General features: G+C 68.7%; 18 protein-coding genes, 1 tRNA gene and 1 other RNA gene. 6 read left to right on the forward strand and 14 right to left on the reverse strand.

All coding sequences use genetic code 11. From position 1 onward, the window contains the following. Both ACFQLX_RS06990 and ffs read right to left on the reverse strand, forming a co-directional pair. Positions 1-1,416: DNA polymerase III subunit gamma and tau (locus tag ACFQLX_RS06990; RefSeq protein ID WP_386413156.1), on the reverse strand; the 1,416-nt coding region annotated here is incomplete at its 3' end. 97 nt (positions 1,417-1,513) lie between these two features. Further along, an RNA gene (gene ffs / locus ACFQLX_RS06995) (signal recognition particle sRNA small type) lies at positions 1,514-1,610 on the reverse strand. A 108-nt stretch (positions 1,611-1,718) separates the two neighbouring features. On the opposite strand from ffs, the gene ACFQLX_RS07000 reads away from it, so the two are divergent. Beyond that, positions 1,719-1,806 (forward strand) — tRNA-Ser (locus ACFQLX_RS07000). A gap of 703 nt (positions 1,807-2,509) precedes the next feature. On the opposite strand, the gene ACFQLX_RS07005 is transcribed toward ACFQLX_RS07000, so the two are convergent. From ACFQLX_RS07005 to ACFQLX_RS07015, 3 genes are read right to left on the reverse strand one after another with little or no spacing between them, the layout of a single operon-like run. Next, on the reverse strand, positions 2,510-7,636 hold the full coding sequence (locus ACFQLX_RS07005) for a hypothetical protein (RefSeq protein WP_386413158.1): 5,127 nt from the start codon (positions 7,634-7,636) through the stop codon (positions 2,510-2,512). Further along, a complete protein-coding gene (locus tag ACFQLX_RS07010) occupies positions 7,633-10,815 on the reverse strand; it encodes a hypothetical protein (protein WP_386413159.1) in 3,183 nt (1,060 codons plus the stop codon). The genes ACFQLX_RS07005 and ACFQLX_RS07010 overlap by 4 nt, the downstream gene beginning before the upstream one ends. Then, positions 10,796-11,641, reverse strand: a complete 846-nt coding sequence (locus tag ACFQLX_RS07015; RefSeq protein ID WP_386413161.1) for a hypothetical protein — start codon at positions 11,639-11,641, stop codon at positions 10,796-10,798. The genes ACFQLX_RS07010 and ACFQLX_RS07015 overlap by 20 nt, the downstream gene beginning before the upstream one ends. A 742-nt stretch (positions 11,642-12,383) precedes the next feature. Here ACFQLX_RS07015 and ACFQLX_RS07020 point away from each other — a divergent pair. Further along, positions 12,384-12,773, forward strand: a complete 390-nt coding sequence (locus ACFQLX_RS07020) for a hypothetical protein (protein WP_386413163.1) — start codon at positions 12,384-12,386, stop codon at positions 12,771-12,773. Between the two features lie 6 nt (positions 12,774-12,779). On the opposite strand, the gene ACFQLX_RS07025 is transcribed toward ACFQLX_RS07020, so the two are convergent. From ACFQLX_RS07025 to ACFQLX_RS07040, 4 genes are all read right to left on the reverse strand, one after another. Continuing rightward, the gene (locus ACFQLX_RS07025) at positions 12,780-16,085 is read right to left on the reverse strand and encodes a type ISP restriction/modification enzyme (protein WP_386413164.1); all 3,306 of its coding nucleotides are present in this window, start codon (positions 16,083-16,085) and stop codon (positions 12,780-12,782) included. Positions 16,086-16,483: 398 nt separating this feature from the next. Beyond that, positions 16,484-16,792 carry a hypothetical protein gene (locus ACFQLX_RS07030; RefSeq protein ID WP_386413165.1) on the reverse strand — a complete coding sequence of 103 codons (309 nt, stop codon included), beginning with the start codon at positions 16,790-16,792 and terminating at the stop codon, positions 16,484-16,486. Positions 16,793-16,942: 150 nt separating this feature from the next. Beyond that, on the reverse strand, positions 16,943-17,515 hold the full coding sequence (locus ACFQLX_RS07035) for a hypothetical protein (RefSeq protein ID WP_386413167.1): 573 nt from the start codon (positions 17,513-17,515) through the stop codon (positions 16,943-16,945). A gap of 131 nt (positions 17,516-17,646) precedes the next feature. After that, a complete protein-coding gene (locus tag ACFQLX_RS07040; protein WP_386413168.1) occupies positions 17,647-18,219 on the reverse strand; it encodes a hypothetical protein in 573 nt (190 codons plus the stop codon). A 173-nt stretch (positions 18,220-18,392) separates the two neighbouring features. Here ACFQLX_RS07040 and ACFQLX_RS07045 point away from each other — a divergent pair, with 173 nt between their 5' ends. Together ACFQLX_RS07045 and ACFQLX_RS07050 are read left to right on the forward strand one after the other, a co-directional pair. Then, positions 18,393-18,608, forward strand: a complete 216-nt coding sequence (locus ACFQLX_RS07045) for a type II toxin-antitoxin system VapB family antitoxin (protein WP_079428878.1) — start codon at positions 18,393-18,395, stop codon at positions 18,606-18,608. Beyond that, positions 18,605-19,027, forward strand: coding sequence for a PIN domain nuclease (locus ACFQLX_RS07050; RefSeq protein WP_386413169.1), 423 nt, complete (start codon positions 18,605-18,607; stop codon positions 19,025-19,027). The genes ACFQLX_RS07045 and ACFQLX_RS07050 overlap by 4 nt, the downstream gene beginning before the upstream one ends. Before the next feature lie 469 nt (positions 19,028-19,496). Here ACFQLX_RS07050 and ACFQLX_RS07055 read toward each other — a convergent pair whose 3' ends face one another. Beyond that, positions 19,497-19,733, reverse strand: coding sequence for a hypothetical protein (locus ACFQLX_RS07055; protein WP_386413170.1), 237 nt, complete (start codon positions 19,731-19,733; stop codon positions 19,497-19,499). A 185-nt stretch (positions 19,734-19,918) separates the two neighbouring features. Beyond that, positions 19,919-20,335: a prevent-host-death protein gene (locus ACFQLX_RS07060; protein ID WP_386413171.1), complete on the reverse strand. Its 417-nt coding sequence runs from the start codon at positions 20,333-20,335 to the stop codon at positions 19,919-19,921. Positions 20,336-20,458: 123 nt separating this feature from the next. Here ACFQLX_RS07060 and ACFQLX_RS07065 point away from each other — a divergent pair, with 123 nt between their 5' ends. Then, positions 20,459-21,019, forward strand: a complete 561-nt coding sequence (locus tag ACFQLX_RS07065; protein ID WP_386413172.1) for a hypothetical protein — start codon at positions 20,459-20,461, stop codon at positions 21,017-21,019. Between the two features lie 25 nt (positions 21,020-21,044). On the opposite strand, the gene ACFQLX_RS07070 is transcribed toward ACFQLX_RS07065, so the two are convergent. From ACFQLX_RS07070 to ACFQLX_RS07080, 3 genes are all read right to left on the reverse strand, one after another. Beyond that, the gene (locus ACFQLX_RS07070) at positions 21,045-21,338 is read right to left on the reverse strand and encodes a hypothetical protein (protein WP_386413173.1); all 294 of its coding nucleotides are present in this window, start codon (positions 21,336-21,338) and stop codon (positions 21,045-21,047) included. Positions 21,339-21,536: 198 nt separating this feature from the next. Continuing rightward, the gene (locus ACFQLX_RS07075; protein ID WP_386413174.1) at positions 21,537-22,181 is read right to left on the reverse strand and encodes a hypothetical protein; all 645 of its coding nucleotides are present in this window, start codon (positions 22,179-22,181) and stop codon (positions 21,537-21,539) included. Between the two features lie 239 nt (positions 22,182-22,420). Next, the gene (locus ACFQLX_RS07080) at positions 22,421-23,359 is read right to left on the reverse strand and encodes a DMT family transporter (RefSeq protein WP_386413175.1); all 939 of its coding nucleotides are present in this window, start codon (positions 23,357-23,359) and stop codon (positions 22,421-22,423) included. A gap of 106 nt (positions 23,360-23,465) precedes the next feature. Here ACFQLX_RS07080 and ACFQLX_RS07085 point away from each other — a divergent pair, with 106 nt between their 5' ends. Beyond that, positions 23,466-24,101, forward strand: a complete 636-nt coding sequence (locus ACFQLX_RS07085; RefSeq protein WP_386413176.1) for a TetR/AcrR family transcriptional regulator — start codon at positions 23,466-23,468, stop codon at positions 24,099-24,101. Positions 24,102-24,115 lie beyond the last annotated feature (14 nt).

Consider the following 24,115-nt stretch of genomic DNA (forward strand, 5'->3'; position numbering starts at 1 on the left):
CTGGGGCGCCGACTGCTGCGTGGGCTGCTGCGCGGGCTGCTGGGGCGCGGGCGCCGCGCTCGCGGAGTGCGCCGCCGGGCCGGCGGGGGGAGCGGCGGGCTGGGTCGGCGCCGCGGGCTGGGAGGCGGGCTGGGAGGCGGCCTGCGCCGGGCCGCCGCGCTCGGCGATCGCCGCCCGCACCGCCTCCGGCCCCGGATGATGCCCCTGCGGCCCCGGCACGTACCCCATGGCGGGCGGGGCCACCGGGGCGCCGCCGGCCGTCTGGCGCTCCAGCCGGTCGAGCCGGGCCTGCAGCGAGCGCTCGTCCGCGTACGCCGCCGGGAGCAGCACCCGGGCGCAGATCAGCTCCAGCTGCAGCCGCGGCGAGGTGGCGCCGCGCATCTCCGTCAGCCCCTCGTTGACCAGGTCGGCCGCGCGGCTCAGCTCGGCGGCGCCGAAGGCCCCGGCCTGGGCGCGCATGCGCTCCAGCACGTCCGCGGGGACGTCGATGAGACCCTTCTCACCCGCGTCCGGCACGGCGGCGAGGATGAAGAGGTCGCGCAGCCGCTCCAGAAGGTCGGCGACGAAGCGCCGGGGGTCGTTGCCCCCCTCGATCACGCGCTCCACGACCTCGAAGGCGGCGGCGCCGTCCCCCGTGGCGAAGGCGTCGACCACGGAGTCCAGCAGCGAACCGTCCGTGTACCCCAGGAGGGAGGTCGCCATGGGATACGTCACACCCTCCTCGCCGGCGCCGGCGAGGAGCTGGTCCATGACGGACATGGAGTCACGCACGGAGCCCGCCCCCGCCCGTACGACCAGGGGCAGCACGGCCTCCTCGACCGCAACGGCCTCCTCCCGGCAGACCTCGGCGAGATAGTCGCGCAGGGTGCCCGGGGGGACGAGGCGGAAGGGGTAGTGGTGGGTGCGCGAGCGGATCGTGCCGATGACCTTCTCCGGCTCGGTCGTCGCGAAGATGAACTTCAGGTGCTCGGGCGGCTCCTCGACCACCTTCAGCAGGGCGTTGAAGCCCGCCGGGGTGACCATGTGGGCCTCGTCGATGATGTAGATCTTGTACCGGCTGGCGGCCGGCCCGAAGAAGGCCTTCTCCCGCAGGTCACGGGCGTCGTCGACGCCTCCGTGGGAGGCGGCGTCGATCTCGATCACGTCGATCGAACCGGGCCCGCCGCGCGCGAGGTCCAGGCACGAGCGGCACTCCCCGCAGGGCGTGGGGGTGGGCCCCTGCTCGCAGTTGAGGCAGCGGGCGAGGATCCGCGCGCTGGTGGTCTTGCCGCAGCCGCGCGGGCCGCTGAAGAGGTAGGCGTGGTTGACCCGGTTGTTCCGCAGCGCCTGCTGCAGCGGGCCGGTCACGTGGTCCTGCCCGATGACCTCGGCGAAGGTCTCGGGTCGGTAACGGCGGTAGAGGGCTAGCTGCGACACACTGCCGACGATATCGGTGCGCACTGACAAGTGCGGCGGCCCGCGGGATCCGGGGCCTTCGTACGGGCCCGGCCGAGACGTCGCCGCCCCCGGAAAAAGCAAGCGCCCCCCACGCACCCGCAAGAGCTCACCTACCCTTGCTGCCTTCCGGCCCTGGGGGAGTTCAGCGAGATTGCGCCGCGTGGGGGGCAGCCCCCAGCGTACCCGATCCCCACCCCGCCTCCCGCCGCCCGCCCCTCCCCCTCCCACCTCGCGGGAACCTGGTTCGCGAGCACCCCCCGGAGTCTTGTAATGTTCTCCACGGAGGATTCGCCTAGTGGCCTAGGGCGCACGCTTGGAAAGCGTGTTGGGGGCAACCCCTCACGAGTTCGAATCTCGTATCCTCCGCCAGTGCCTCACCGGGCACGTTGTCGAAGGGCCCCACCGTTCGCGGTGGGGCCCTTCGACATGTTTGGTCTCAGTTACGCGGGCGGACAGCCGTGGGCCCGGGTGGACGCGCATGAGGGTTGTGTCTCGTTCCAGGGCCGATCGCCGGAAACCCGCGAGGTCCACTACACCGAGCTCACACGAGACAGGATGGCGCACGAATCTGTCACCGTCCTACGGGACCGGGCGCGTGCTGCCTGATGGTGTAGTCGGCGTGTCGGTAGGGGCTGGCGCCATGCACCCCAGGAGGTCACGACCGGTCCCGGAGCAAACCCCAGGGAGAGTGCCGGCCAGGCGGTGTGTCCTGCCTCCCCGAAAGCATCACCGCCATCGTCACTAGCCCGATCCCCCGCGCCCGCCACTGCGCCGCCTTCCTTCACCACACCGCCCAACGCCGCCTCGGCCCGAACCAGAGGCGACGACCGTGTGGCTGCGGAATTCCAGCTCACACTCGCTAACTGGGATCTCTTTCGGACACGGGGCGGTTCAAGGTCCTGGCCGAGGCCGTTGACGAAGCCGTGCAGGGCAGGCAGTGCATCGGCCTGGACGCGCTCGATCCACTGGGCTCACTGCCGCCCCTGGGGTTGTCTCGGTTCCTGACCGATATCGGGTAACTGAGGGTCCGACCTTGAGATTGGGCCTTCCTTGCTCCGACCGCGCTCGTCTCTCACGCCTGCCGAGCGGAGTCGCGGTGGAGGACGAACCACGCACGTACCGAGCTCATGTAGCTGTCGGTCCGCGACGTAGGCCTGTCCAGCTGCGCCACAAGCGCATTCCGATGGGAAAGCAGCGCGGCGCGCAGATCCAGATCCCGCTCAGCCATCAACTGGAGAGCAGCAAGTGCACGGGCACTGCACCCGTCGAGGCCGGGCCAGGATCCGTCCGGGGAGCGCAGCTCTCTAGTACGCCCTTCGGCCGATGCGTAGGCGAAGGAAACGAAGACCGAATGAGAGCCAGAGAAAGAAGGCTTCATGATGTGGTCGGCCACATCACCGAGGATCTCCTGAGTCCATTTCTGGCGAGGAAACCACATCGCGCCCCAGGCGACGGCATATCGGTAGGACGAGTTCGGCCTACGTTTCGGTGCCTGGCGGGAGAGTAGCTCCGCTTTGTTCATCACGTGCAAGGAGCGCGCCATCCAACCGATCTCGTTCCAGTGCTCCGCCTCGTCGAGAACTACGTCACGTTGCACCTGCCTGCCAATTGCCTCGGCCACGGCAGGTACCAGGCGATGGGCGAAGTCTGGCCGTACCCTGAGCGCGACGTCCAGCAGCACATCGATGGAATGCGCGTTGAGGCGCTTCACAAGTGAGGCGGGCTGCAGACGCTCCAATTCATCGAACAAGCACTGGACAGACTCGTCGGCTTCCGCTGTCGCTAGCAGCGACAGCAGAGAGGGCGTGTGCATCAGGTCCTTCACCCGTGCGTAGCCGAGTCTTCTGGCCAGCCGCTGTACAGGGATGTCAGCGGCCAGCCGACAAGCCCAGTCCATGTCCCAGATCAAGGCCATCCGCAGGACGTCACTGAGTGCGGCCGGGCTGGTCACCTGCATCACCGTCGCCTGATGCCGGGTACGGAGCTTGTCCACCCACTTCGAGTACACGCCTCCCGGACGCAATCCGAGCACCACCAGTTGACGGACGACCTGGTACTGCTGGGTGGGGTGCTGGATGTGGGCGAGTTCGCTCGTGAAGGCGTTCCAGGCTCCCCGTTCACCCTGCAGGTCACGCATCAGATCGGCACCGACACCGACGGACGCCCGCTCCACCGCTGTCAGCAGCCGGGCCGCCTCGACGGGATCGTTGTACACGGCCTGACGCACCTTGTCCCGCAGCAGACCGTCCTTGCTCCGGGAATGAGAAACCTTCTTGTTCTTCAAATAATCGACGGTCGCCGCGGCGGTGTCGCCGTTCAGCCCGGCCAGCACGTTGATCACCTCGGTCACCTGGTTCGTACTGGCTCCGCGACCGATCTGCGCGCCCCAGCGCCGGCCTACTGAATCCGTGGTCTCTGTGCCGTCCTTCCGTAGCACCCACAGTCCGGCGTCTTCCGCCGGCACGCCCCCGTCGACAAGGGTCCGAGCTATCTCACGCGCGCACAGCGCCGCAGACGAAGGGGAGGCGGAGGCCATCTCCTCTATGAAGTCAGCCGAGTCGTGCTCGTTGACGTACTGGCCCGGCAGCCCTTGGTACATTGCGCGGCCGAGCTGGTGGAAATAGCGCCGGGCGTCCGCGACAGGCGCGTCTTTCATCCCCTCGAAGAGTTTCCCATCCGCCACCTGCCGGCCCAGTTTCTCCAGAAAGGCCGCCCCGAACTCCTCGTTCTGCCCCAGCAGCAGGGCGGCCTGCGGGCCCCACGGCCGCATCGAGCGGTTCAGCGCATGAGCGACGACATCCACGAACAGGTCCAGGCACTCCTCCCGGAAGGAGGCATGGGCCTCCCAGATCCCCTTGATCAGGTGGTACTGAATGGAGATGCGCGGGTCCTCCTCCAGCCGGGCGCTCACCCAGTCCTTGCCGAGTTCCTCTGCGAGGTACTGGCCGAACCCCTTGTCCTCGGTCAGGAACAGCTCGTCGACGCGCGCCGTCGCCGACAGGATCAGACCGGCGCCCTTGCCGTCCTGGTGAGACCGGACCTGCTGGGCGAGGGTGCGCGCGAGACCGGCGTCGGGACGCTCCCCGTGGTCACCGTAGAGCGCTTGACGGGCGGTGTAGTCGTGGATCTCGCTGGTCGTCCGGAGCAGCAGGGCCGCGTCCGTCGGGGTCGCGGTGCGCAGGGCCTTGTGGATGGCGACGCCGAAGCCCTCGCCCTTGTTGAGCTCCCTGTCGTTCAGCATCCTCGTCACGAAGGCGACCTGATAGTCCCGGGCCTCCTCCAGCGCGTACCGCAGGTCCACCGCGTCCGTGTGTCGCAGCGCCTGCCGGATGCCGACGCGCACGTCGTGCCGGCCGAGGACGGTGTCCCAGTCCTCGTAGTCGGGGTCGTAGCGCAGCCGGAGGACGAGGTTCGAGAGGTACACCGCGATCCCGCGAGCGGGGTCGGGATCGTGGTCGAGGAGCTTGCGCACCTCGGCCTCGTTCTGGACCCAGGAGGCGTACTCCGGATTGCCGATGTCGTTGCCGGCGCGCCGCACCAGGCGTTCGACCCGGCCGACCGTTCGATAGTCGAGGGCCCTGTCCGGGTTGAGGTGGATGAGGGTCCTCGATCCGCACCTGGCCACGACCTCGTCGAGGCGCGGATGGTGGAAGCGGCTGAGCTGCTCCAGCACGCTGTACAGACCGTCGGCGGGTCTCGGCCTGTCCTCCAGGAGATCTTCGAAGCGCTCGGCCATCCACCTGGTGAGGGTGTCGAACTGGCTGTCGCCGAAGCGGTGTCGGTGCCGGTGGATCGCGCGGACCACGGCCAGCAGGGAGCGTGCGGACCCGAGGGTCGTCTCCGGCAGCCGCGTCACGAGGGTCTTGAGGAGCTTGCCGATCACCTTCTCGCCGAGGGAGGAGTCCATCGCGAGCAGCACCAGCGCGATGCCGACCGGTGGCGCGTTCCGCCGCCACTTGTCGAAGTCGTCCTCGTGGTCGGGATGCAGCAGGCGCGCCGCGAGGCTCCGGCAGACCCGGTCGTCGTACAGGCGCGCCCCGCGGAGCATGGGTAGCAGCCCGCTGCGGTTGTCCCCCAGGTCGCGGAAGAGCTCTTTGGCGACGAGATCGGCGATGAGGTCGTGACGGCGCGGCCGGGTGGCCTCGTCGGGGTGCACGGCTTCGGCGTAGGCGTCCAGAATCGTGCGGGAGTCGGTGGGGCTGGGAAAGCGGAGCCGGTCGGGGGACCGGTCCGGAGCGGTGCCGAACTCGCAGAGCAGGTCGCACTGTTCCTCTGAGACGCTCACGTTCCCGCCGAGCAGGGAGACGGCCGCGACGACGGCGGCCAGGTCCTGTGCGTCGGCCCCCAGCTCGTAAACAAACTTCTGCCTCAGTTCCTCGTCGAGCCGCTCGGGCCTGTCGTTCCCGCCGCGGTAGTCGCACAGACCCTTGACGAATCGGGCGAGGTCATGAGGGAAGCGGCGCGCTAGGGCGTCGACGAAGCGTGGGTTGCCTGCAACCTCGTCCCCGTGGATCTCCCGGGCACGCCCGGCCAGGTCGAGGAGGGCGGCGAGGCGCACGATGGACGGGACGACGGTGAGGTTCGCCGCCTGCCAGTCGTGGGACGAGTTGAGGTCGTACTCCAGGCAGGCGAGGACACTGACGCCGAGCTCCGCCGACACGGCGGGCAGCATGCGGTCGACGTCTGTCTCGCCCATCGGCCGGATGCCGTCGAGGATGACGACGGGGCAGCCGGTCTCCTGCTGTTCCAGGGGTCCGAGGCTGCCGAGAGCGTGCCGTACGACTTCGGCCAGGACGTCACGGCTCGGGAACGCCCGGTCATCGGGTTCGAGCATGATCACGCGCCGGCCGGCCTCGGCGAGCGAACGTGCCGTGCAACGGGCAATGCAGCTCTTCCCGGAGTCCGATGGCCCTCCCAGCACGGCCACCTTGCGCTCCGGGTCCCGGAAGACCGCCACGAGGCTGTCGACCTGGTCCGTCCGGATGTCCGGGAGGTGCTGACCGCCGGGCTGTGTCAGCGACCAGTCGTGGAAACTCCATCCTGTGGCCTTCAGCTCACCCTTGTGCCAGTTCTGCGCCCATGCGTCCCAGGCCACCCCCCAGTACGCGCGCGCCGCGCCGGCCAGGGTGAGGCCGGGGTCCGCGACCACGAGCGTCGGGGTGCCGTCCCCGGCGGAGGTACGGAACCAGCCACCGCGACCGGGATGGACGAGCGTGCCGCCGCAGGCGTCGGCGCGCAGCGACGCCTCGCCGGGTTCCATGGGCTGGAATTGCGTCTTCGCGCCGAGAGGGGATAGGGAGTACGCACCGGCGGCCGACATGCCGGGTGCAGGGTGGGGTAGTTCGGGGGCGGCAAGTGTCCGCGCAAGGAGCCGCAGGGCGGCGGGCAGAGCCACCGTGGTGTCGTCGACGCGGCTCGGCGGCAGCAGGCCCGGGGCCGCCAGTCTCGGCTTCGGGTCCCCCTTGAGTTCCTCGTCCATGCCCAGCTGGAGGAGCAGGGTCCGTACGGGCTCGGCGCCTCCGTCGGAGGCCCTGTTGGTGGCCTGCGTGACGGACCGCCATCTCCTGGTAATGCCGGCCAGCTTCCGGACCGTGTCGTCGTGGCTGGCGGCGGCGTCACCGGTCTTGCCCTCCAGGACGAACCGGGTCGCCCAGGCCGTGGGCGGCAGGTCCGGGTCGGCTTCGGGGCGGAGGACGGTGACATCCAGGTATTCGGCGGGCGGGCCTTTGGGGGTGACGGTCTCCTTGGACGCGGCACCCGCGGGCGAGCCTTCCGTGGCCAGGTCTTCCTCGGGCCGGCGCTGCTCGGGGACGTACGGGCCGCTGGCGGGTGCGCAGGCCCGCTCGTAGAGACTGACGAGGTCGTCGTTCATGCCCTCGATGCTCTGGATGTGCGCGACCAGCTCGGCGTACGGGCCTTCGCAGGCCTCCGGGTACAGGATCATGTCGGTCAACCGTTCGAGGCTGGTGCGACCTGAGCCAGTCACGAACCGGTCCGGGATGCCAAGCGCCGCGCCGTACAGCTCCCTCCGCTCGGCCTCCTCCAGCAGGGGCCTGATGCCCTGGGCGTGCAAGTGCCCGAGCAGAACGCCCCAGGACGTCCGCAGCGTGGATTCCCCGCGCCTCGTCAGGATGTCGTCGAGGGCGAGCAACGCGCCCACGACACTCTCACGTGCCGGGACGAAGTCCAGGGCCGTCATTTTGCCTCCTCACTGCGGTCGGCCGTCGGGGATGGGCCGGGTGGATCGGAATCAGCCGTGTCCGGTCGGGGCGGATCGGGGCGGACGTCGAGACAGAACACTCCCCGCAGGTCGGTCACCACCAGGCGGGACCCGTCCGCGTCGAGGGCAAGCGCCACGGGCTGGTCCGGCAGCGGAAACCGGGTCACCGACCGTTCGTCGCCGGACGTGAGCGGGAGCAGGCGCAGCCAGGGTTTCTGCGCGCCACCCGCCGCGGCCGACAGGCTGTCGCCGACGGCGAACGCGAACGTTCCGTCGCGCACGTCGGGAACGTCGAGACGTCTCGTCCCGTGGCTCTCGTCCCACACGAACGGCCCCCCACTGCGGTCGATCATGCCCACGGTGCGGCCGCTCGACGACATCACGGCGTGCTGCGCGTAGGGGATGAGCAGCGGCTGGCGCCGTAACGCCGCCACTCCCGTGTCCAGGACGCGCGCGGTCACGATGCCGGACTCGGTGGTGGCGACGAGCCGTCGGTCGCCGGCCTCACCCCCCAGGTGGACCTGAGTGACGCGGCTCGATCCCAGTACGGCGAACGACCTGGTCCGTCCGATGGTGCCCGGTTCGACGATCTCGATCCGCGCGCCCCTGGCGACGGCCAGCAGGCCGTCGTCGTGCAACGAGAACGCCGTCACCCCGTCCAGGGCGGCCAGCGGCTCGGGGTCCCGGCCCGTCAGCGGCCGCCACAGATGTCCCACGTCGTCCGCGACGAACGCGACGACGGGCTTGCCGTCGACGACGGCGAGTGCCAGGTGCGAGGCGATGCCGGCGTCCTCGGACCGCACCGCCTCGTCGAGCGGCCTGCCGTCCGCCAGATTCCACAGCCGTAAGGAGGCGTCGCCATGGGTGGTCACCACGTAGCCGTCGCCGTTCGCGCCCGACGCGACCGCCAGGAGGTCGGGTACAGCCACGCCGTCCAAGGGGGTGGCCCACAGGATGTCGACACCGGCGCCGAAACCGCGCGGGTCCAGACCGTGCCCGTCCTTCCCTGACTTGAGGAGGCTGAGCTTCAGCTGGAACGCCCGCTCCGCCGGGCGCCGTCCGAGCGTCTGGGCCCGGACGCCCTTGACGACCCATTTCGGAAACAGCCGGGCCCCTCCGGCGTCCAGTTGCCGGGCGAGGGCGCTGCCGGGCAGTGCGGCCCAGAAGGCCATCGAGGTCAGCTCGGTGGCGAACCGCTGCTCGAACGGCCGGGCGGCAGCGGCGAACAGGGCCGTCAACGCCATGTCCGCCGCCCAGTCGATGCCGGACTCCTCGACCGCGGGCACCCCTTCCGCCTCGGCTCCTGACGCGTGGACGGGCAGGCAGCCCCGTACCGCCTCGGCGAACTCCGGTCGGCACGATTTCAGGGCGGCGGGGGTGGCGAGGCGCCACGCCGGGGGTCCGGTGGAGGAGCCGATGCCCTCGCCCGTACCCCTGTCCGTCACCGCGGCGCCCAGCAGCTCCGCGGCCTCCCTCGCCTCCTCCGGGCCGTACGTCCTGTCGGAGCGGTCCGCGGCCGTGGCGAGCGCCGCCCAGAGCTCGGCCGTCAGGCCGGCATCGTACCCGCATGCAGCCGCGGCCCGCACCGGCTCCAGCATCGCCCGGCACCATTCGTCCGGGCGATCACCGGAGGCGAGCAGGCTCCGATGGAAGATCGTCAGCTGCTTCTCCGCCTCGTGCCGCGCCTCCGCCTCGCCCTCGCGGCCGTGGCGGGTGTCGAGAAAGGCGTCGACGGCGTGGACCGCCGCCCCGAAGTGTCCGTGGCAGGCGGCGACGACCGCGCCGGCGCCCCGTGCGTGGGCGTAGGCGCGGACGCCCTCGTCGTCGGTGCCGAGCTGGAACACCGGGAGCTGGAGCCGCTGCCACACCGCGTCGGCGACGGCGTCGTGGCCCGCCGAGGCAATGACGGTGGTGCGCGCGTACTCCGCCAGGGGGTCGAGCAGCTCCGTGACCGCGGCTGCGGGCTCTTCCGCCACATGGAGGTCGTCCAGCAGAACGGTCCGGGGAGGCAGGTCCTCCAAGGCCTCGCACAGCTCGTCCGGAGTCGGGGCATTCCCCAGGTGGTCGAGGCCGAGCGCCTGGGCGATCCGCCGGGCCAGGCGCGCCACGTCGGCGTCCTGGGCGGTCACCAGCGCGTGCACCGAGTCGTCCGGGAGGATCAGACCGCGCCGGACGACGGGCGGCAACAGCCGCCGCCACTCGGTCTTCCCGCACACGGCCAGGTGTCCGAGAAGCGCGCTCTTGCCGACCCCGGCCGCGCCCCGGAGGATGAGCGGCCCGGCCGGTCCGCCGCCGGCAATGAACTCGCGGAGACGCCACTGCTCCTCCGTCCGGCCCGAGAAGTACCAGCCCTCCTGACCCGGTCTGCTCCGGCCGCGCGCGAGGTGGGACCACTCGTCGAGGTCCCGGTCGAGCCAGTCGGGCGACGTCCGGGGCATGTAAGCCGGATCCGGCAGCGCGCGGCATCCCCGGTGGCCGGCGGAGTACACCCACACTTCCTGACTTGCTGTCGGCAGATGGGTATTGAGCTGCTCCACGAGAACGGAGGGTTCGACGAACTCTTGCTCGCCATCGCTTCGGGAGAGCGTCTTGGCGAAGGCGCGGGCGAAAGCCATCTGTTGGGCCTGCTGCGTTCTGCGGGCGGTGGCGATCACCCACGCGTCGTACTCGACGCTCCCGACGGCTGCCTGACTCTGAAGGGTCTCCATGGCACCGCCCGCGCCGGGCTCGGAGTAGCAGGCGTCGAGGACGATGACCGCCTGCTCAAAAAGCTTCTCCCCGTACAGGATACTGATGATGTCCGCCGGTTCAAGGAGATCCTTCGTCCGTCGTGTGGACGTCGGCAGGGCCAGGCCCCACGTGACGCCTTTCCGCACGCCGTGCCCCGTGCAGTAGACGAAGAGGGAAAGCGGTGGCTCCTGCTCGCCGCGGCTCACCGCCTCCAACCACTCGTCGAGGTCCTTGCATGCGTCCTGCAGACCCCGCTCCCCGACGACTCCCCGAGGCCTGGGGATCTCCCGCATCCCCAGACCCTGGAGCGTACGGCGCATCAACCTCATTTCGTCCGGCACATGTTCGAGTCGCGCCAGGCCGGTCTCCTCGCCGTATTCGCCCTCCCCGGCCAGGAAGAACCACCGCTCACCCAAGAGCTGCCTCAACAGCACGTGCGGTCCGCAAGTTGGCCAAGTAGAGGGTGCAGTCATGCATGCGGCGCAGCGGGTTGGTGACGACGAAGTCCTCGACTTCTCCGCCGTAGAGGGTCTTGATGCGCTTGCGCAGGGCGACGACGTCCTGCTCGGCGGCCACGTTCACCCAGCGACGCACGGACGGCGGGCGGCCGGGTTCGGCATCGGCCGTGCGGGCCAGGCGGCGCCGAATGGACTTCAGTCCGAGCGGCGATCCCATCGTGACCAGGGTGTCGATCCGGACGTCCTTGAGGTTCCACAGGACCTCGTAGGCGGCAACGCTCCCCAACGAGTGGGCGAGGACCACCCGGGTGTCCTCCTGAATCGCAGTCTCCAGCTCACCCCGGATCTCCTCACCCAGGGCAGCGTCCTCGAAGTACCGGTGCACCTGCTTAATCTGGCGGATGAGAAGCGACGCCGTCATCCCGCCGAGGTACGGCGTCCTCTCCAGGATGTCGAGGCAGGCCTGCGCGCCACGGACGACGAGCCCCTTGGAGGCCGGCCCGTCGCTCTCCTCGTCGAAAGCCGCCGGATCCGCCTCCCGGGCCATGGCCTCCAGGAGTTCGTACTCGAAGCCGTCGGCCACGTCGGCGGCGGTGTAAAGCACGTCACCGCCGGACTTGGCCGTGCCACCGTTGTACAGGTGGCCGTAGAAGGCCGCCTCGAACGTCACCGCCCCGGCGTCGAGATATCGGATGTTCCGCAGCCCAGCGCTCAGCGCGCCGTGCCACGTCTCGTGCATCTCCTCGCGTGTCTTCCAGGACCAACCGATGCCGTGTACGCCGACGATACGGGCCACGCTCGCCTCCCCCATTGACCGTCCAGAACATCCCAGACCAGCACCCCAAAAGGGTAGCGCCTGAGCACCTGGAGGCTGGTGCGCTAGCGGACATCTCCTGCACCCACACCCGATGTACGTGTTGACAATCCCTGAACCTGGGTTTTGGATCACCCGTCGCCGAGAGGATGTCCCCTTCATGCACGAGAGGCGACAGAGGGCCTGACCTCGCAAGCCGGCAGAGGCTTGTGGTCTCAGCTCTGGTCTCATTCACCCCCGTCCGGAGGAGAGCACCCCGAACACCCCTCCGCAGTTCAGGACGCCTGTGGCTCCCGCTGGATCCCCAGACGAACATTTGGAAAGCGTGTTGGGGGCAACCCCTCACGAGTTCGAATCTCGTATCCTCCGCCAGTGCCTCACCGGGCACTAACGTCGAAGGCCCTGACCGGTTTACGCTGGTCAGGGCCTTCGACGTGTTCGGTAGCAGGCCGACTCAGCTGGTGCGGTCAGACGTCGCCCGCAGTTCTCCGGCCGTCCCTTCAGTGCCGTGTGGTCTCAGTTCTGGTCTCAGTTGGGCCTCCACGCGTCCGTCCGACCTCGCGTCCGGGCCGTCACCGCCTCCAAAAAGCTGCTCGCGAAGCACGTCCTCTGGCCGCCGATACAGCCCGGGGAGGTCTGGGGATATCGATCTGCTTCCGGTGCCATTTGGTCGGAATCAGTCTGGATGTGCGGGACCGTCCCCGGTGCTGCTAGACATGCAACCGTGCACTTGACCCTCTCGTCTTCGCAGCTTCAACTTCTGCACCACCTGACGCTCGCAGACATTCCCTACCCCGATGCTGTGGCTGTGGCAGCCCGGGGCCTTAATGAGGCGACCGTCACAGACGATGTGCGAACTCTCAGCCGGTCGGGCCTGCTGGAGGTCACCGGCGAGCACCTGGCCATCACGCCGCGCGGTAAAGCCGCACACTTCGAAGCCCAGTACGCCGTGCTTGCGGAACGGCTGGTCGAGGTGAGCGTCTTCGCCGACGAACTACAGCGCCGTACGCCCTCACTCAGCGTGGAAATGCACGCGCTCCGCCAACTCGCCGAGGGGGCGTGGAGCGGGGCGGAGGCGGCAGCCTACGTGGAGCGCCGAGCGAAGGAGCTCTGAGCTGCGTTACAGCTCTTCGTCAATGCTGGGGAGAAGTTCGACTCGCCGGTGGGGTTTGCGGGCCTTGTCGGGTACCGGCAGGATGCCGGCCTTCCTAAGGTCAGCTGCCGTAACAGTGGGCGCGGCGAGAATCCGGTCCAGCAGGTCCTGTTGCGCGGGAGCGAGGTCGACGAGCCGACGTAGCACGGAGAGCAGCTCCATGAGCTCGCGTGACCAGTCAGCCGGCCAGGACTCGACGTGCAGGTCGTCCAGGGGACTGGTCTTGCGGCTGTTGGGGCTTGCCTTGCGGTAGCCGAACCACTTCTTGACGATCTGCATGCCGCCGACGTCGTAGTTCCACACCTCGGCGGGAACCGGGCTGACGTATCCGTTGCCCAGGTGCAGGGTCCGGTTCATCTCGGCGTAGCGGATCTCGGCGGGGACTTCCGTCCCGATGTGCTGGTCGTAGCGGAGCCGGCGCGCATCGCCTGTCGGGAAGAGAACGTCTCCGTCCGGTCGGCCGTCTTCCGGATCGATATAGCGCTCCCCGTACGTCGAGGCCCACAGGAGGTGCTCGCCCAGTTGCACCGCCTCGTCCCACAGGGCGGGATTGCGGGTGATCGGCACCCGTACTCCTGGGGTGAGCAACTCCTCTGTGAACTGCTTGGTGAATCCGGCGTGACCGGCGACAGCCGCCACGTACGCGGCCAGGTCGTGCACCGTGACGCGGTCGAGGCCGAGCTCGGTCGCCAGGTGGGCGAGGAGTCGCGGGTGCACGTTGGGGGTGCCGTCCGGATGGAGGATCGGCATGATCTTGCCGCCTCGGCCGTTGAAGTGGTGGGTGTCGGGGAGCAGGGCAGTGGCGACGATGGCCGGGCCGGTCTCGATCTCGTGGGAGGACTGCTGGTTGAGGAAGAGCTGGCCTGGCTGAAGGGCTTCCCAGAGCGTGGGTCGGGCGAAGTCGATCACGCGGCTGTCGGCAATCAACCACTGCCGATCGAAGCTGCGCATGGCGATACGCACCAGGTCAGGTGCCAGCGCCTTCTCGTCCGCGAGTTCCTGGGGGCGCTCGGGCTGTCCGGGCAACGGGGGTCGGCTGTCGTGCAGCGAACGGTCCCTCGTCTCCTTGAACAACTCCGCTTTCTTGGCCGAATCGGACTCGTGGATCAGACGCGCCCAGCGTCGTTTGAGTATCTGCTCGCTCGGAGCGTTCACCCACGACCGGTTGGCCTTCGCTCCCGGACTCCCCCAGAGGAAGAGGTCATCCAGGGCGGGATAGTCCTCCCATCCCGCCTCGGTGACCGGGCGAAAGGGGTGGATGGCGGCTGAGTGTGTGTCCTGCCACCCGTCGTCATCCAGCCGGATCTCCTTGAGCTGGCGGTACTTGACGGCTCGCTTGCCGTGCACGGCGCGGTAGTGGATGCGCGCAGGGCGCTCAGGGTCAGCGTCCTTGCTGCGAACGAAGATGCAGATGGCCAGCGGCTGAGCGACGCCGGGGAAAACCCGGCTGGCCACGTCCGGGCGGTGCCCCTCCGGGGACAGGTCGATGATCCAGCCCTCGTCGCAGGTGCGCCGCAGGTAGTCGCGCATGCCGCGGCCGCCGGGCCCGGTGGTGAAGCCGGAGGGTGTGATGAAGCAGACGACGCCTTGCTGGTCCTGCAGATGGGCGTCGAAGACCTTCCATGTCGCCCAGCGCCAGAAGTAGATGTACAGGTTCTTGAGCACATGCTCGTAGCGGCCGTTACCCGGCCACTTGAAAGCCTCGATGGGGGCGACGCCCTGCGCGGGGGTGCCCTTCTCGATCCAGCCGCCGCGACCCTTGGCCTTGTCGTCGTAGGGCGGGTTGCCGATCGCGACGGTGACCGGCGTTTTGGCCTTCACCTGGTTCGCCCGCTTACGGGACTCCGAGATCACGCCGTACGTCGAGGCAAGGGTTTCCTCGGCCAGGTACGGGTCGTCCAACGTATCGGTGACAAACAGCTTCATGCCGTCCGGTGGCGCAACCGCGTCATGCCGCTTGAGCAGGTCGGAAGCCCGTAGCTCCGCTACGGCGAAGGGCCCCATCTGCAGCTCGAACCCGATCAGGCGCTCCGCTAGGCCGCCTATCGCATCCGGCGTTGCCCCAGGGCCGACGTTCTCCGCTGTCCAAGCGGCGACATGCTCGATGACCGCGTGGAGGAACGTGCCCGTTCCCATCGCCGGATCGACTATACGTACGCTCTCGTCCGCGTATCCGCGCGCGCGTCCCAGGCGGGTACGCAGCACGTCCTCGGTGAGGCGCACCATCTCCTCGACCACTTCGCGCGGGGTGTAGTACGAACCGCTCTTCTGCCGCAGCTTCTCGTCGTACACCTCCAGGAACGACTCGTACAGGTGCAGGTACGCATCCCGCCGGCCCTTGCGAATCGCTACCCAGTCGACCGCGTCGATCACCTGGATGAGGAGGTCGAGACTGACCTCGAAGCTCACCGTGATGTTGTCGGTGAGGAGCTGAAGTGCCTTGCCCATCAGGGCGTGTCCGTCATCCAGGCGCCGGCCGATCTCGTGCAGCCCCACCCCCTTCACGGAGATGCCCTCCGTGCGTGCCAGGAGCAACGCGAAGGTCACCGTCTGCGCGTATCCGTCGGCGAAGGTGGCATCGTCGGCTGTCGGGAAGAGCAGCCTGCGCCAGTCGTTCTTCAGCCCGGTGAACCTCAGCTCCTCGGGTCGCGCGCCCTCTGCCGCGTGCCGTCCCTCATATTCCAGCTGCTCCAGGACCGCCGCGCGCAGCAGGCGGCACAGCGGCGCAGCGCGCCGGACCAGGGTAGAGACATGGCGGATCGGTTCGGGAACCCAGTGCAGGAACGTCTTCAGCAGGCTGTGGAACGCGGCAGGCTCGCGGGCAGCCAGCGAGCGTCCCGCAGCAGCCAGATCGCCGTTGAAGACGACTGGCGAGCCGATCAGTTCTCCAGTACGGAAGAGGCGCCATTCGGTGCCGTTGGTGTAGAGCACGTTCGGCAGGTCGCGCAGCCGCTCCCACTGCTTCTTGTTGCGCCCCGTGAATTTTTCCGGATCGACCGGGTGACCAGGGCGCTTGACCTCGATGTAGCCGACGATGTCGCCGTGTACTTCGACCGCGTAGTCAGGACGCACGCCTACATCACGCAGAGGTGTTTCGGAGTGCCACAGGACCCCGTCCATCGCGTCGTGTCTACCCACCGCCTCCAGGAGGTTCTGCAGCGGCGGACGGATGGCAGCCTCGGGATCGCCCGGGCCGTTCACCATGTCTTTGCATGACGCCCCGAAGGTCGATATGGCTTCCGTAAGCCAGCCGAACTCCTGCTCCTGCGCCACTGCCGCACCCCCGCGCTATCGATCATGACGTGAGGAGTATGTCAGGCATGCCAGCAGGGCGAGAAGGAGGCAACTCCATCCAGATGCAACATACTTGAGAAACGATCACAACAGGCGATCCAGTCATCCACCTCAGCAACCCGATGCGGAAGCCAGTGGGCCTTGGCCGATCACGGCCAAGGCCCACTCGGCTGCAATTGCTACCAGTCGTCCGTGTCGCCGTACTTACCCGGGTTTCGGGCGCGGTCCACAGCCTGTGCGCGAGCCTCGGCGAAGGCCGCCTCGACTGCTGCCTTGTCCGTTCCCCGTACCTGGGCCTCAACCTCCTGGCCCGAGCCGGGGCGCCGGGATGTGTGCCAGGCCGAGGCGCGGTCGGTGTAGCGGTCGGTCTCGAAGTCCTAGGCCGGCACCGACCACTGCTCCGGCAGTTCGGTCGCCGCCCGTTCCCCGCCGGGGAGGAAGACCGCTCGGGCATGGAAGACCACGGTCCGCTCCGGCATACGGTCACGGACGGCGCTCGCGCCGTCGGGGCCCTGGCGTTCCCAGCGCCAGCGGTCCCACTGCTCGACCTCGGCGGTGTGGTCGGGCCAGTCCTCGCTCCACCGGGCGACGACCTCGTCGGCGTGCTCGCGGTGTCCTTCAGGACGCGGCTGGTCAGTTGCTGGTAACGGCGGCTCATGCGGGCGGACTTGCCGGGCTCCCAGCACATCACGGCGTCCACGACCGCGTCGGAGACACCGAGGATGAGCAGGACCGTCGCCGCGGTGTGACAGTTCGACAAACTCGCCGCCCGATACTGGGCTGGACTCCACCTCGCAGCGCTCGCCCTCCGGCTCCGCGAACCTGCCCGATGATCATTACCAGCGGACTGTACTCAGCCCGTTGCCGAGATCCGTCACCTCTGCTCCAGCAAGAACAGCCGGGACGGCACTGAGCCGGTCCGTCCGGAACTGCACTCGGTCCGGGCGCGGACCCATCGGCAGCCGGCCATACAGGACCAGCGCGTCATCGTCCTCGTCCGCTGTTTCGCCGCCCAGATCGAAGAGTAGCGCGACAGTCCTGTCCAACTCCCGCTGGATCAGCCGCTGAACGACATCGGTGGCCTGCTCACGCTCGTTCTCGCTCAACCCGCCGAGCACGAAGGTGAGGACCTGCGTGTCCGGCGCCACGTACCTGACATCGCACACCACGTCCGTATCCGCCGACAGCCAGAACTGCATGCAGAGCGGCCCGACCGACAGGCCAACAAGCTCCAGAATGCGCCCGACAGGCAGCTTTACCTGCTCCCCTACGACGTCCAACAGCATCCCGCAGCCCAGTGTCGGGTGCTCGACGGCCAGCCCGGACTGGTCCAAGTAGTCGGTGACCGAGCGGAACTCGGACTCGTCCATCCGGCCCTCGCGGTACCAGGACAGGTAGGTCTCCAACACCGCTGACACTCCTTGCCTTCATGGCCCGCCACAGAGGAGGCGGATGCCCCGTGACGGGCCGTTCAGAGCGGTCGAGGACAGCAACAGCGACGCAGAGCTGTCGTTGCCCTCCAAGCACATCGTGGTGTCGCCTACCAGCGGTGCCAGACCGCGTTGGGTGCGCCGTCACACATGACGGAGTGGTCATCTCCTGCGACGAAGAACAGGGCACAGGACATGACGTAGTCGCCGGCGCGTTGCGCGCCGATCTCGAGTTGGAAGCCGTCGCAGGAGAGGTCGCCCGTGGGGCTGAACCGTAGGCCGGTGTCGTACTTGAGGGCGTGGGCTTCCATTTCCTGCGCGAGCTGCGAAGGTACCCGGCCGATGAGCCGGATCCCCTCGCAGGTCACCTGCGGGCCGAGGCGTCCGTCGACAAGGACATAGGCCAGCTCTTGGTCCTCATGGAAGTAGCACTCCACCGGCGCCTGGCTCGTGGGGGTGTCCTTCTTGGTGAAGCGCACGGGGTCCCACCCTGGGCTGTATCCGTCATATCGGGTGGTGAAGCCGTGCACGGCCAGGGCCGCGATGACCTCTTCCTGATGCATGTCCATACGCAGCGGCCCCAGGGTCCGCCCAGGGAGGTAGTCCCACTGATCCCGTTCCACATCCGGAAGCACCGGCCATATACCCGTATCCATCACACGATGATCGTCCACCCGGTTCACGACGCGTGCGTCAGGGGCGGCGAGACGACCGGTCGGGACCGCGATAGCCAGTCGTCACGGCGCGACCTCCCTGACACCCACCGACATCGAACACCACGGGCCCGTCCATCCCATGGCACCGCTGAACCATGGGAGGTATACTTGGCTCCACAGTTTATATAAAGGGGTGCACAATGAGTCGGACGGTGATCGACCTCGATGATGAGCTGGTCGCAGACGTAGCCAAGGCCCTGGGGACCAGCACCAAGAAGGAGACGGTCAACACGGCGCTGCGCGAGGTACTGGAGAACAGGCGGCGTGCGCTGGCTTTGACCCGCCTGCGCGCAGCAGCCGACGAAGGCGCGTTCGATCTGACACTCTTCGAGGACAAGCGGAACTACCGACGGTGAACGCCGCTCTCTACCTGATCGACACCAGCGCCCTGGCCCGCTTCATGCAGGGCGACGCGGAGCAGTACGGCTGGGACCAGGCGGCTGCCGCCGGCCTGATCGCCACGTGCCCCATCACGGAGCTGGAGTTCTTCTACAGCGCCCGATCGGCCGCCGACCGGGCACGTGGCATCGAGGACGTCCGGCTGATCTTCGGCTGGGTCCCGGTCGACGACCGGGCCTACGACCGAGCCTGGCAGGTCCAGGAGGCCCTCACCAAACAAGGCAAGCACCGCAGCGCCGGTGCGGTGGATCTCGTCGTCGCCGCGACTGCCGAGTTGCAGGGACTCACCCTCCTGCACTGTGACCACGACTTCGAGTGCATCGCCGCAGTAACCGGCCAACCCCTCCAGTGGTACGGCCCCGAGGGGCGTAAGTAGTCAAGCGGTGGTTGCGGTTCTGGTTGCGTTCGCCCCCGTCCGGGGCCGTCCGCCAGCCAGCATCTCAGCCATTCCTCCGCAGGTCAGGACGGGTACGACCCCTGCCGGACGGGAGTACGAACATGTGGAAAGCATGTTGGGGGCAACCCCTCACGAGTTCGGATCCCGTATCCTCCGCCAGTGCCTCACCGGGCACTAACGTCGAAGGCCCCGACCGGGAAACCGGTCGGGGCCTTCGACGTTCCTGGTTGCAGTTCTGGTTGCACTTATATCTGGCATTTCACCTATGTCACCTAGATGCACGCCGGCCTCCGGGGTGGCACGCCACCCGCCCAGACTCTCCGGCGCGGGTACCCGGCGCCTCCCCAGCCCGTGGGGGCCGCCGGGGGCCGACCCGCTCCCGAAGCCCCGCAACCCCGCAGACGACGCGGCGGTCCGTGCGGGGCCGGTGTGGGCTCCGCTCGCCGCATCACGTGCCGTCTGTCCAGTACCGCTGAAGACGGGCCACGGCATCCTCCTTGGTCAGCTCGGAGACCGCCGCCTCCGAGAGACCGACCCGGTGGATCAGCAGATAGACCAGATCCGCCGGCAGTGACTCCTTCGGCGCGGGCAGTGCTCCCCGATCGGGGAGCCTGCCGTCGATCACGCAACCCCAGAACTCGTTTTCGGCGACATCCAGTTGATCGCGAAGGATGTGGCTCCACATCGCGGCACCGTAGACCGTGCGATCGACCGGGTGTGAGATGCGGGTCCGCAGGATGCGTCCGTCATGCAGAGCCAGCTCGTAGGTGACGTGACGCGTACCTGTACGCCCACGAGCGTCCCGCACTCGCTCCCACCCCTCGACGACACAGAGCCGGTCATGCCGCTCACGGTCTGGCTGCGGTCGACTCACCGCTGCGCCCCCACCAGCCAGTCAGCCAGCTGACGGTCGTCACTCAAGGCAATCAGCTGCACCAGACCCCAGTTGTCCTGGTGATTGGGGGCCAACCGCAGCCGCTCCTGCCAGTCGTCGGCATACTCCCGCAGAGCGTCGACCATCTCGTTCACGGCCTCGTCGAAGCTGGATGCATCGGCCGCGACAGGGAGCCCTGGGATGAAGATCGCCCACCCGTCCGCTTCCGCGACGACCTCAGCCTTGGATGGGCATACCGAGGACAGGTACCGGCGAAGTCGTTCAACATCCACGACCGCAGCGCGCCCGGCCGCTCGACGCACGGTCGCGACCCGCCCCTCGCCCGCGGCGTCGAGGAGCTCTTTCAGGTGCGTACGCGCTTCGGTGTAGTTCTCGTAGTGCACCGCGGACATGGCGACCTCCGTTGGGGCTCCAGAGGACCAGAGTGCTCCTACGCGATAAGTACGTAAAGTACGTGGAGTACTTATCCTGCCCTGCTCACGCCTATGAGCAGCGTCGGAGCACTATGGATCACTATGGATACGGACTACTGGGCAGTGCTTGCGGACTGGGAACGGGAGCGGTGGGCGTACGTCCCCCACCAGGGCGTTGGACCGCTGAGCTTCGGGGTCGATCGCCATGAAGCCGTCACGGTCATGGCGGGGCACGACTTCGCCGCCGAGGAGAGCGAGATCGAACGCTGGAGCCCTGAGCGCGCCCAGTGGCGCGTCCGGTTTCGCAGGGCCGAGGCGGTCGGGCAGCGGCCGGCCGTGACGTGTTATTTCGTCGAAGGCGTGGGCCTGACCTGTGTGCTTGTTGACGGATTGCGTGGTCCCCAGGTCACCTGCGAGGGGATCCGGCTGATCGGACGCGTTCCGTCGGAGCTGGACGCGGAGATGGAGGCGCACGCACTGGAGCGCGGCTTGGGCATCCGCTTCTCCCCTACCGGTGACCTGGGCTGGCCCGAGTTCGAATTCGATCGCGGTGCGCAGCGCGCCGGCGATGCTGTCGTGAGCTGGGCATCGTTCTGCCACGGAGGGGAGATCGCAGGGACCTCCTGGGACATCGCCCCGGCAGAGGTATGGCGCTATTGGTAGGTCGCCCCGGATCCGCCGCGGGGTCTCAGTCCTGGTCTCGTTCACCTCCGTCCGCCGCTGTCCGCACAGCGGGACCCTCGGGTTCCCCGTCGTCCCAGGCGGCACTGTCGGGATTCCAGAAGCCCTCGCAACGGCAGCCGGAAAGGATTTCGACTCCTTGGACGAGGCTGCGGGGGTCATCGAGGTTGAAGGAGAAGAAGTCCCCCAGATCCCGCCCCGCCGCTCGGCGCAGCTCGACGAGCGCCGTCGGCAGGCCATCCGCCAGCTCGACCAGATCGACGTCGGCAAAGTGGCGCGCCTGCCGCAGACGCGCGAGCATCGAGATGCCGCCCTTGAGAATCCACCGGTGTGCGTCCCCGGATGCGAAGCAGCGGGCCAGGAGGCGGTCGTAGGCGAACTGCCGTCGTAGTTGGGCGTGCGTGGAAGGGGCTGTCGACGGACAGCGCCTTGAAGCGTGCGGTGAGCGCCGACTCGAAGGCCCGGGGGGTGTCGTACGGAAACGATGAGTCCGTTGCCGTCATGACGTCCTCCCGGTGGCCGATGCCATGAGGTGGTTGAGCAGTACGGCCCCACTCTCACCGGAGAGGCCGTAGGCGGCCGCATACGGCGCCATCGCGCGGGAGAGCTGGGCGCGGGTGGCGAGTCGCCGGTCCAGCAGGTCGGCGATCACCTGGCTGATGTGCTCACCGTCATGCCGGTCGGCAAGCAGATCCCGCACCAGGCGCGGGGGACGGGTGACCGGCAGCTGATCCAGCCAATCCACCTCGGTGTCCGCGAGGTTTGCCGTGTGCAGGGAGACGTCATCCCGCCGGGTGCGCCTACGCACCGGCACGGTGAACTCGTGGGGCTCCGGCTCGAAGTCCCCCACTCCGTAGAGGACCGCCGCGCTGCGATGCGACAGCACTCCCTCGGAGACCTCCCGGTCCTCCGCAGCCTTCCCGGGCGCGAGTTGCAGCCAGGCGATCCGCACCGCCAGATGCTCGGCCGCGGGGGCGCCGGCGAGCCGGTAGACCCCGAAGCCGACGGCCTCCAGGGCCCCGTCGGACACCAGTCTGTGCAGCTCCCATCGCCGTACCTCCTGCGACATCGCCTGCCGCGACGTGACCAGGCCCCACTGGTACTGGGAGACCTCGGAGAGACGCCCGAAAGCTTCGCTTCTCATGGCTCGGCTGGTGCATATATGCAACAGCCGAGCCAGCACATCATCCCGGACCACTGGCCCGGGTGACGACTTCGGCGGTTCCGCGCCCTGCCGCGGAGCAGCTGAGACTGCGCGCCTCTGGTCCCGGTTCTTCGGTCTCGTTCGCTACCCCCCACAAGGGTCCACAGATCCTGTCCTGGGTGAGACTGTTCCAGCCCAGGTCAGGACGATGGGCCCCACTGGGGGCCGGCGTTGGAGCGTCATACGAGCTGGATGGCCAGTGAACCCGCGAGGAGGAGGCCGAGGCCGGAGAGGCGGGGGGCTGTCAGGAGGCGTTCGGGGAGGCGGAAGAGGCCGCGGTGGTCGATCAGGGCGGAGGTCAGCTGCTGGCCCGTCACCGTGAGCGCCACGGTGACCGCGGCTCCGATCTCGGGGATGAGGAGGAAGGTGCCGGTGACGTAGCCGGCCGCGCAGGCTCCGCCGAGCCAGCCCCACCACGGCATCGACCTCAGCGGGGCGAGCCGCGGTCTGGGGGTCTTGCCGGTCAGGCGCAGGGCCAGCAGGACGGCCGCGATGGCGAGGGTGGCCACCGTGAAGCTGAACGCCGCCACCGTGAGCGGGGCCTGCAGTCCGTTCCGCAGCTTGGCGTTGATCGCGCCCTGGACCGGCAGGAGCGCGCCGGCGACAACGCCCAGCGTGATCCAGCCGGTTCGTCCCGCGCCGGACATCGCGGGTGCGCCGGGGGGTGCCGCCGCCTGCTGGCCCTTGATGATCACGATGATGCCGGCGAGTACGGCGAGGGCCCCCAGCGCGATGCCGGGGCTCAGCCCCCTCCGCTCAAGGCCGAGGAGTCCGCCCAGGTCCAAGGCCAGGGAGGCGAACATCTGCCCCGTGACGAACAGCCCCACTGACGCCAGCGCCCCCAGCCTGGGGAAGAGGAGGATGCCGCTGGTGATGTAGAGCGGGCTGGCCAGACCGCCGAGCAGGTGCCACCACTCGACGTCGGGCAGCCTCCCCAGCGCCCCGAGCGTCCCCGTCGCCGCCGCTAGCAGCGCCAACAGGGCTGTCGCGACCCCGAGTTGCACCGTCGAGGCGCCGTAGGGCGTGCCCACGGCCTTGTTCAGTTGCAGGTTCACCGACGCCTGGACGGCCAGCAGGCATCCGATCAGGAGGGCCGCGGCGAGCAGCGCAGCGTTCATCTCGCACTCCAACACATCAAGTGGACACTTGTCTCACTTAAGATAGCCCCCCGGACCTCAAACGGACAAGGTGTCCACATAAGGGAGTTGGACGTAAGGTGACCCCATGAGCAACGGCGACGAGAACCCCGCCCCGATCGCCCCGCCCCCCGGCGACCTCCAGGCCGCCACCGCCCCCCGCCAGCGCGCGGACGCCGTCCGCAACCGCGCCCGGATCCTCGCCGCCGCGGAACGGGTCTTCGCCGAGCACGACCCGCGCTCCGTGACCATGCAGCAGATCGCCAAGGCCGCGGGCGTCGGCCGCGCGACGCTCTACCGCGGCTTCCCCGACCCGCCCGCCATCGCCACCGCCCTGCTCGACGAGCACGAGCGGCACCTCCAGGGCCGCATGATCTACGGCCCGCCCCCGCTGGGCCCCGGTGCGCCGCCCGCCGAACGGCTGGCGGCCTTCTACGCCGCCATGCTGGACCTGCTCGAACAGCACCTGCCGCTCGCGCTGGGCGCGGAGACGGGACCCGCCCGCTACACCACCGGCGCCTACGCTTTCTGGCGCCTGCACGTACGCACCCTGCTCGCCGCCGGCGGCGTCGACGACCCGGACGCCCTCGCCGACACCGCCCTGGCCCCGCTGGCACCGGAGCTCTACCACCACCAGCGCCACGCCCAGGGCATCCCGCCCGAGCGCATCGCCGCGTCCCTCGCCCTGCTCGCCCGCGCGCTGCTGCGCCCCGGGAGGACCTGACCCCTCGCCGGTCC

This window comes from Streptomyces polyrhachis (assembly GCF_042663125.1).
GTDB classification, from domain to species: Bacteria; Actinomycetota; Actinomycetes; order Streptomycetales; family Streptomycetaceae; genus Streptomyces; species Streptomyces polyrhachii.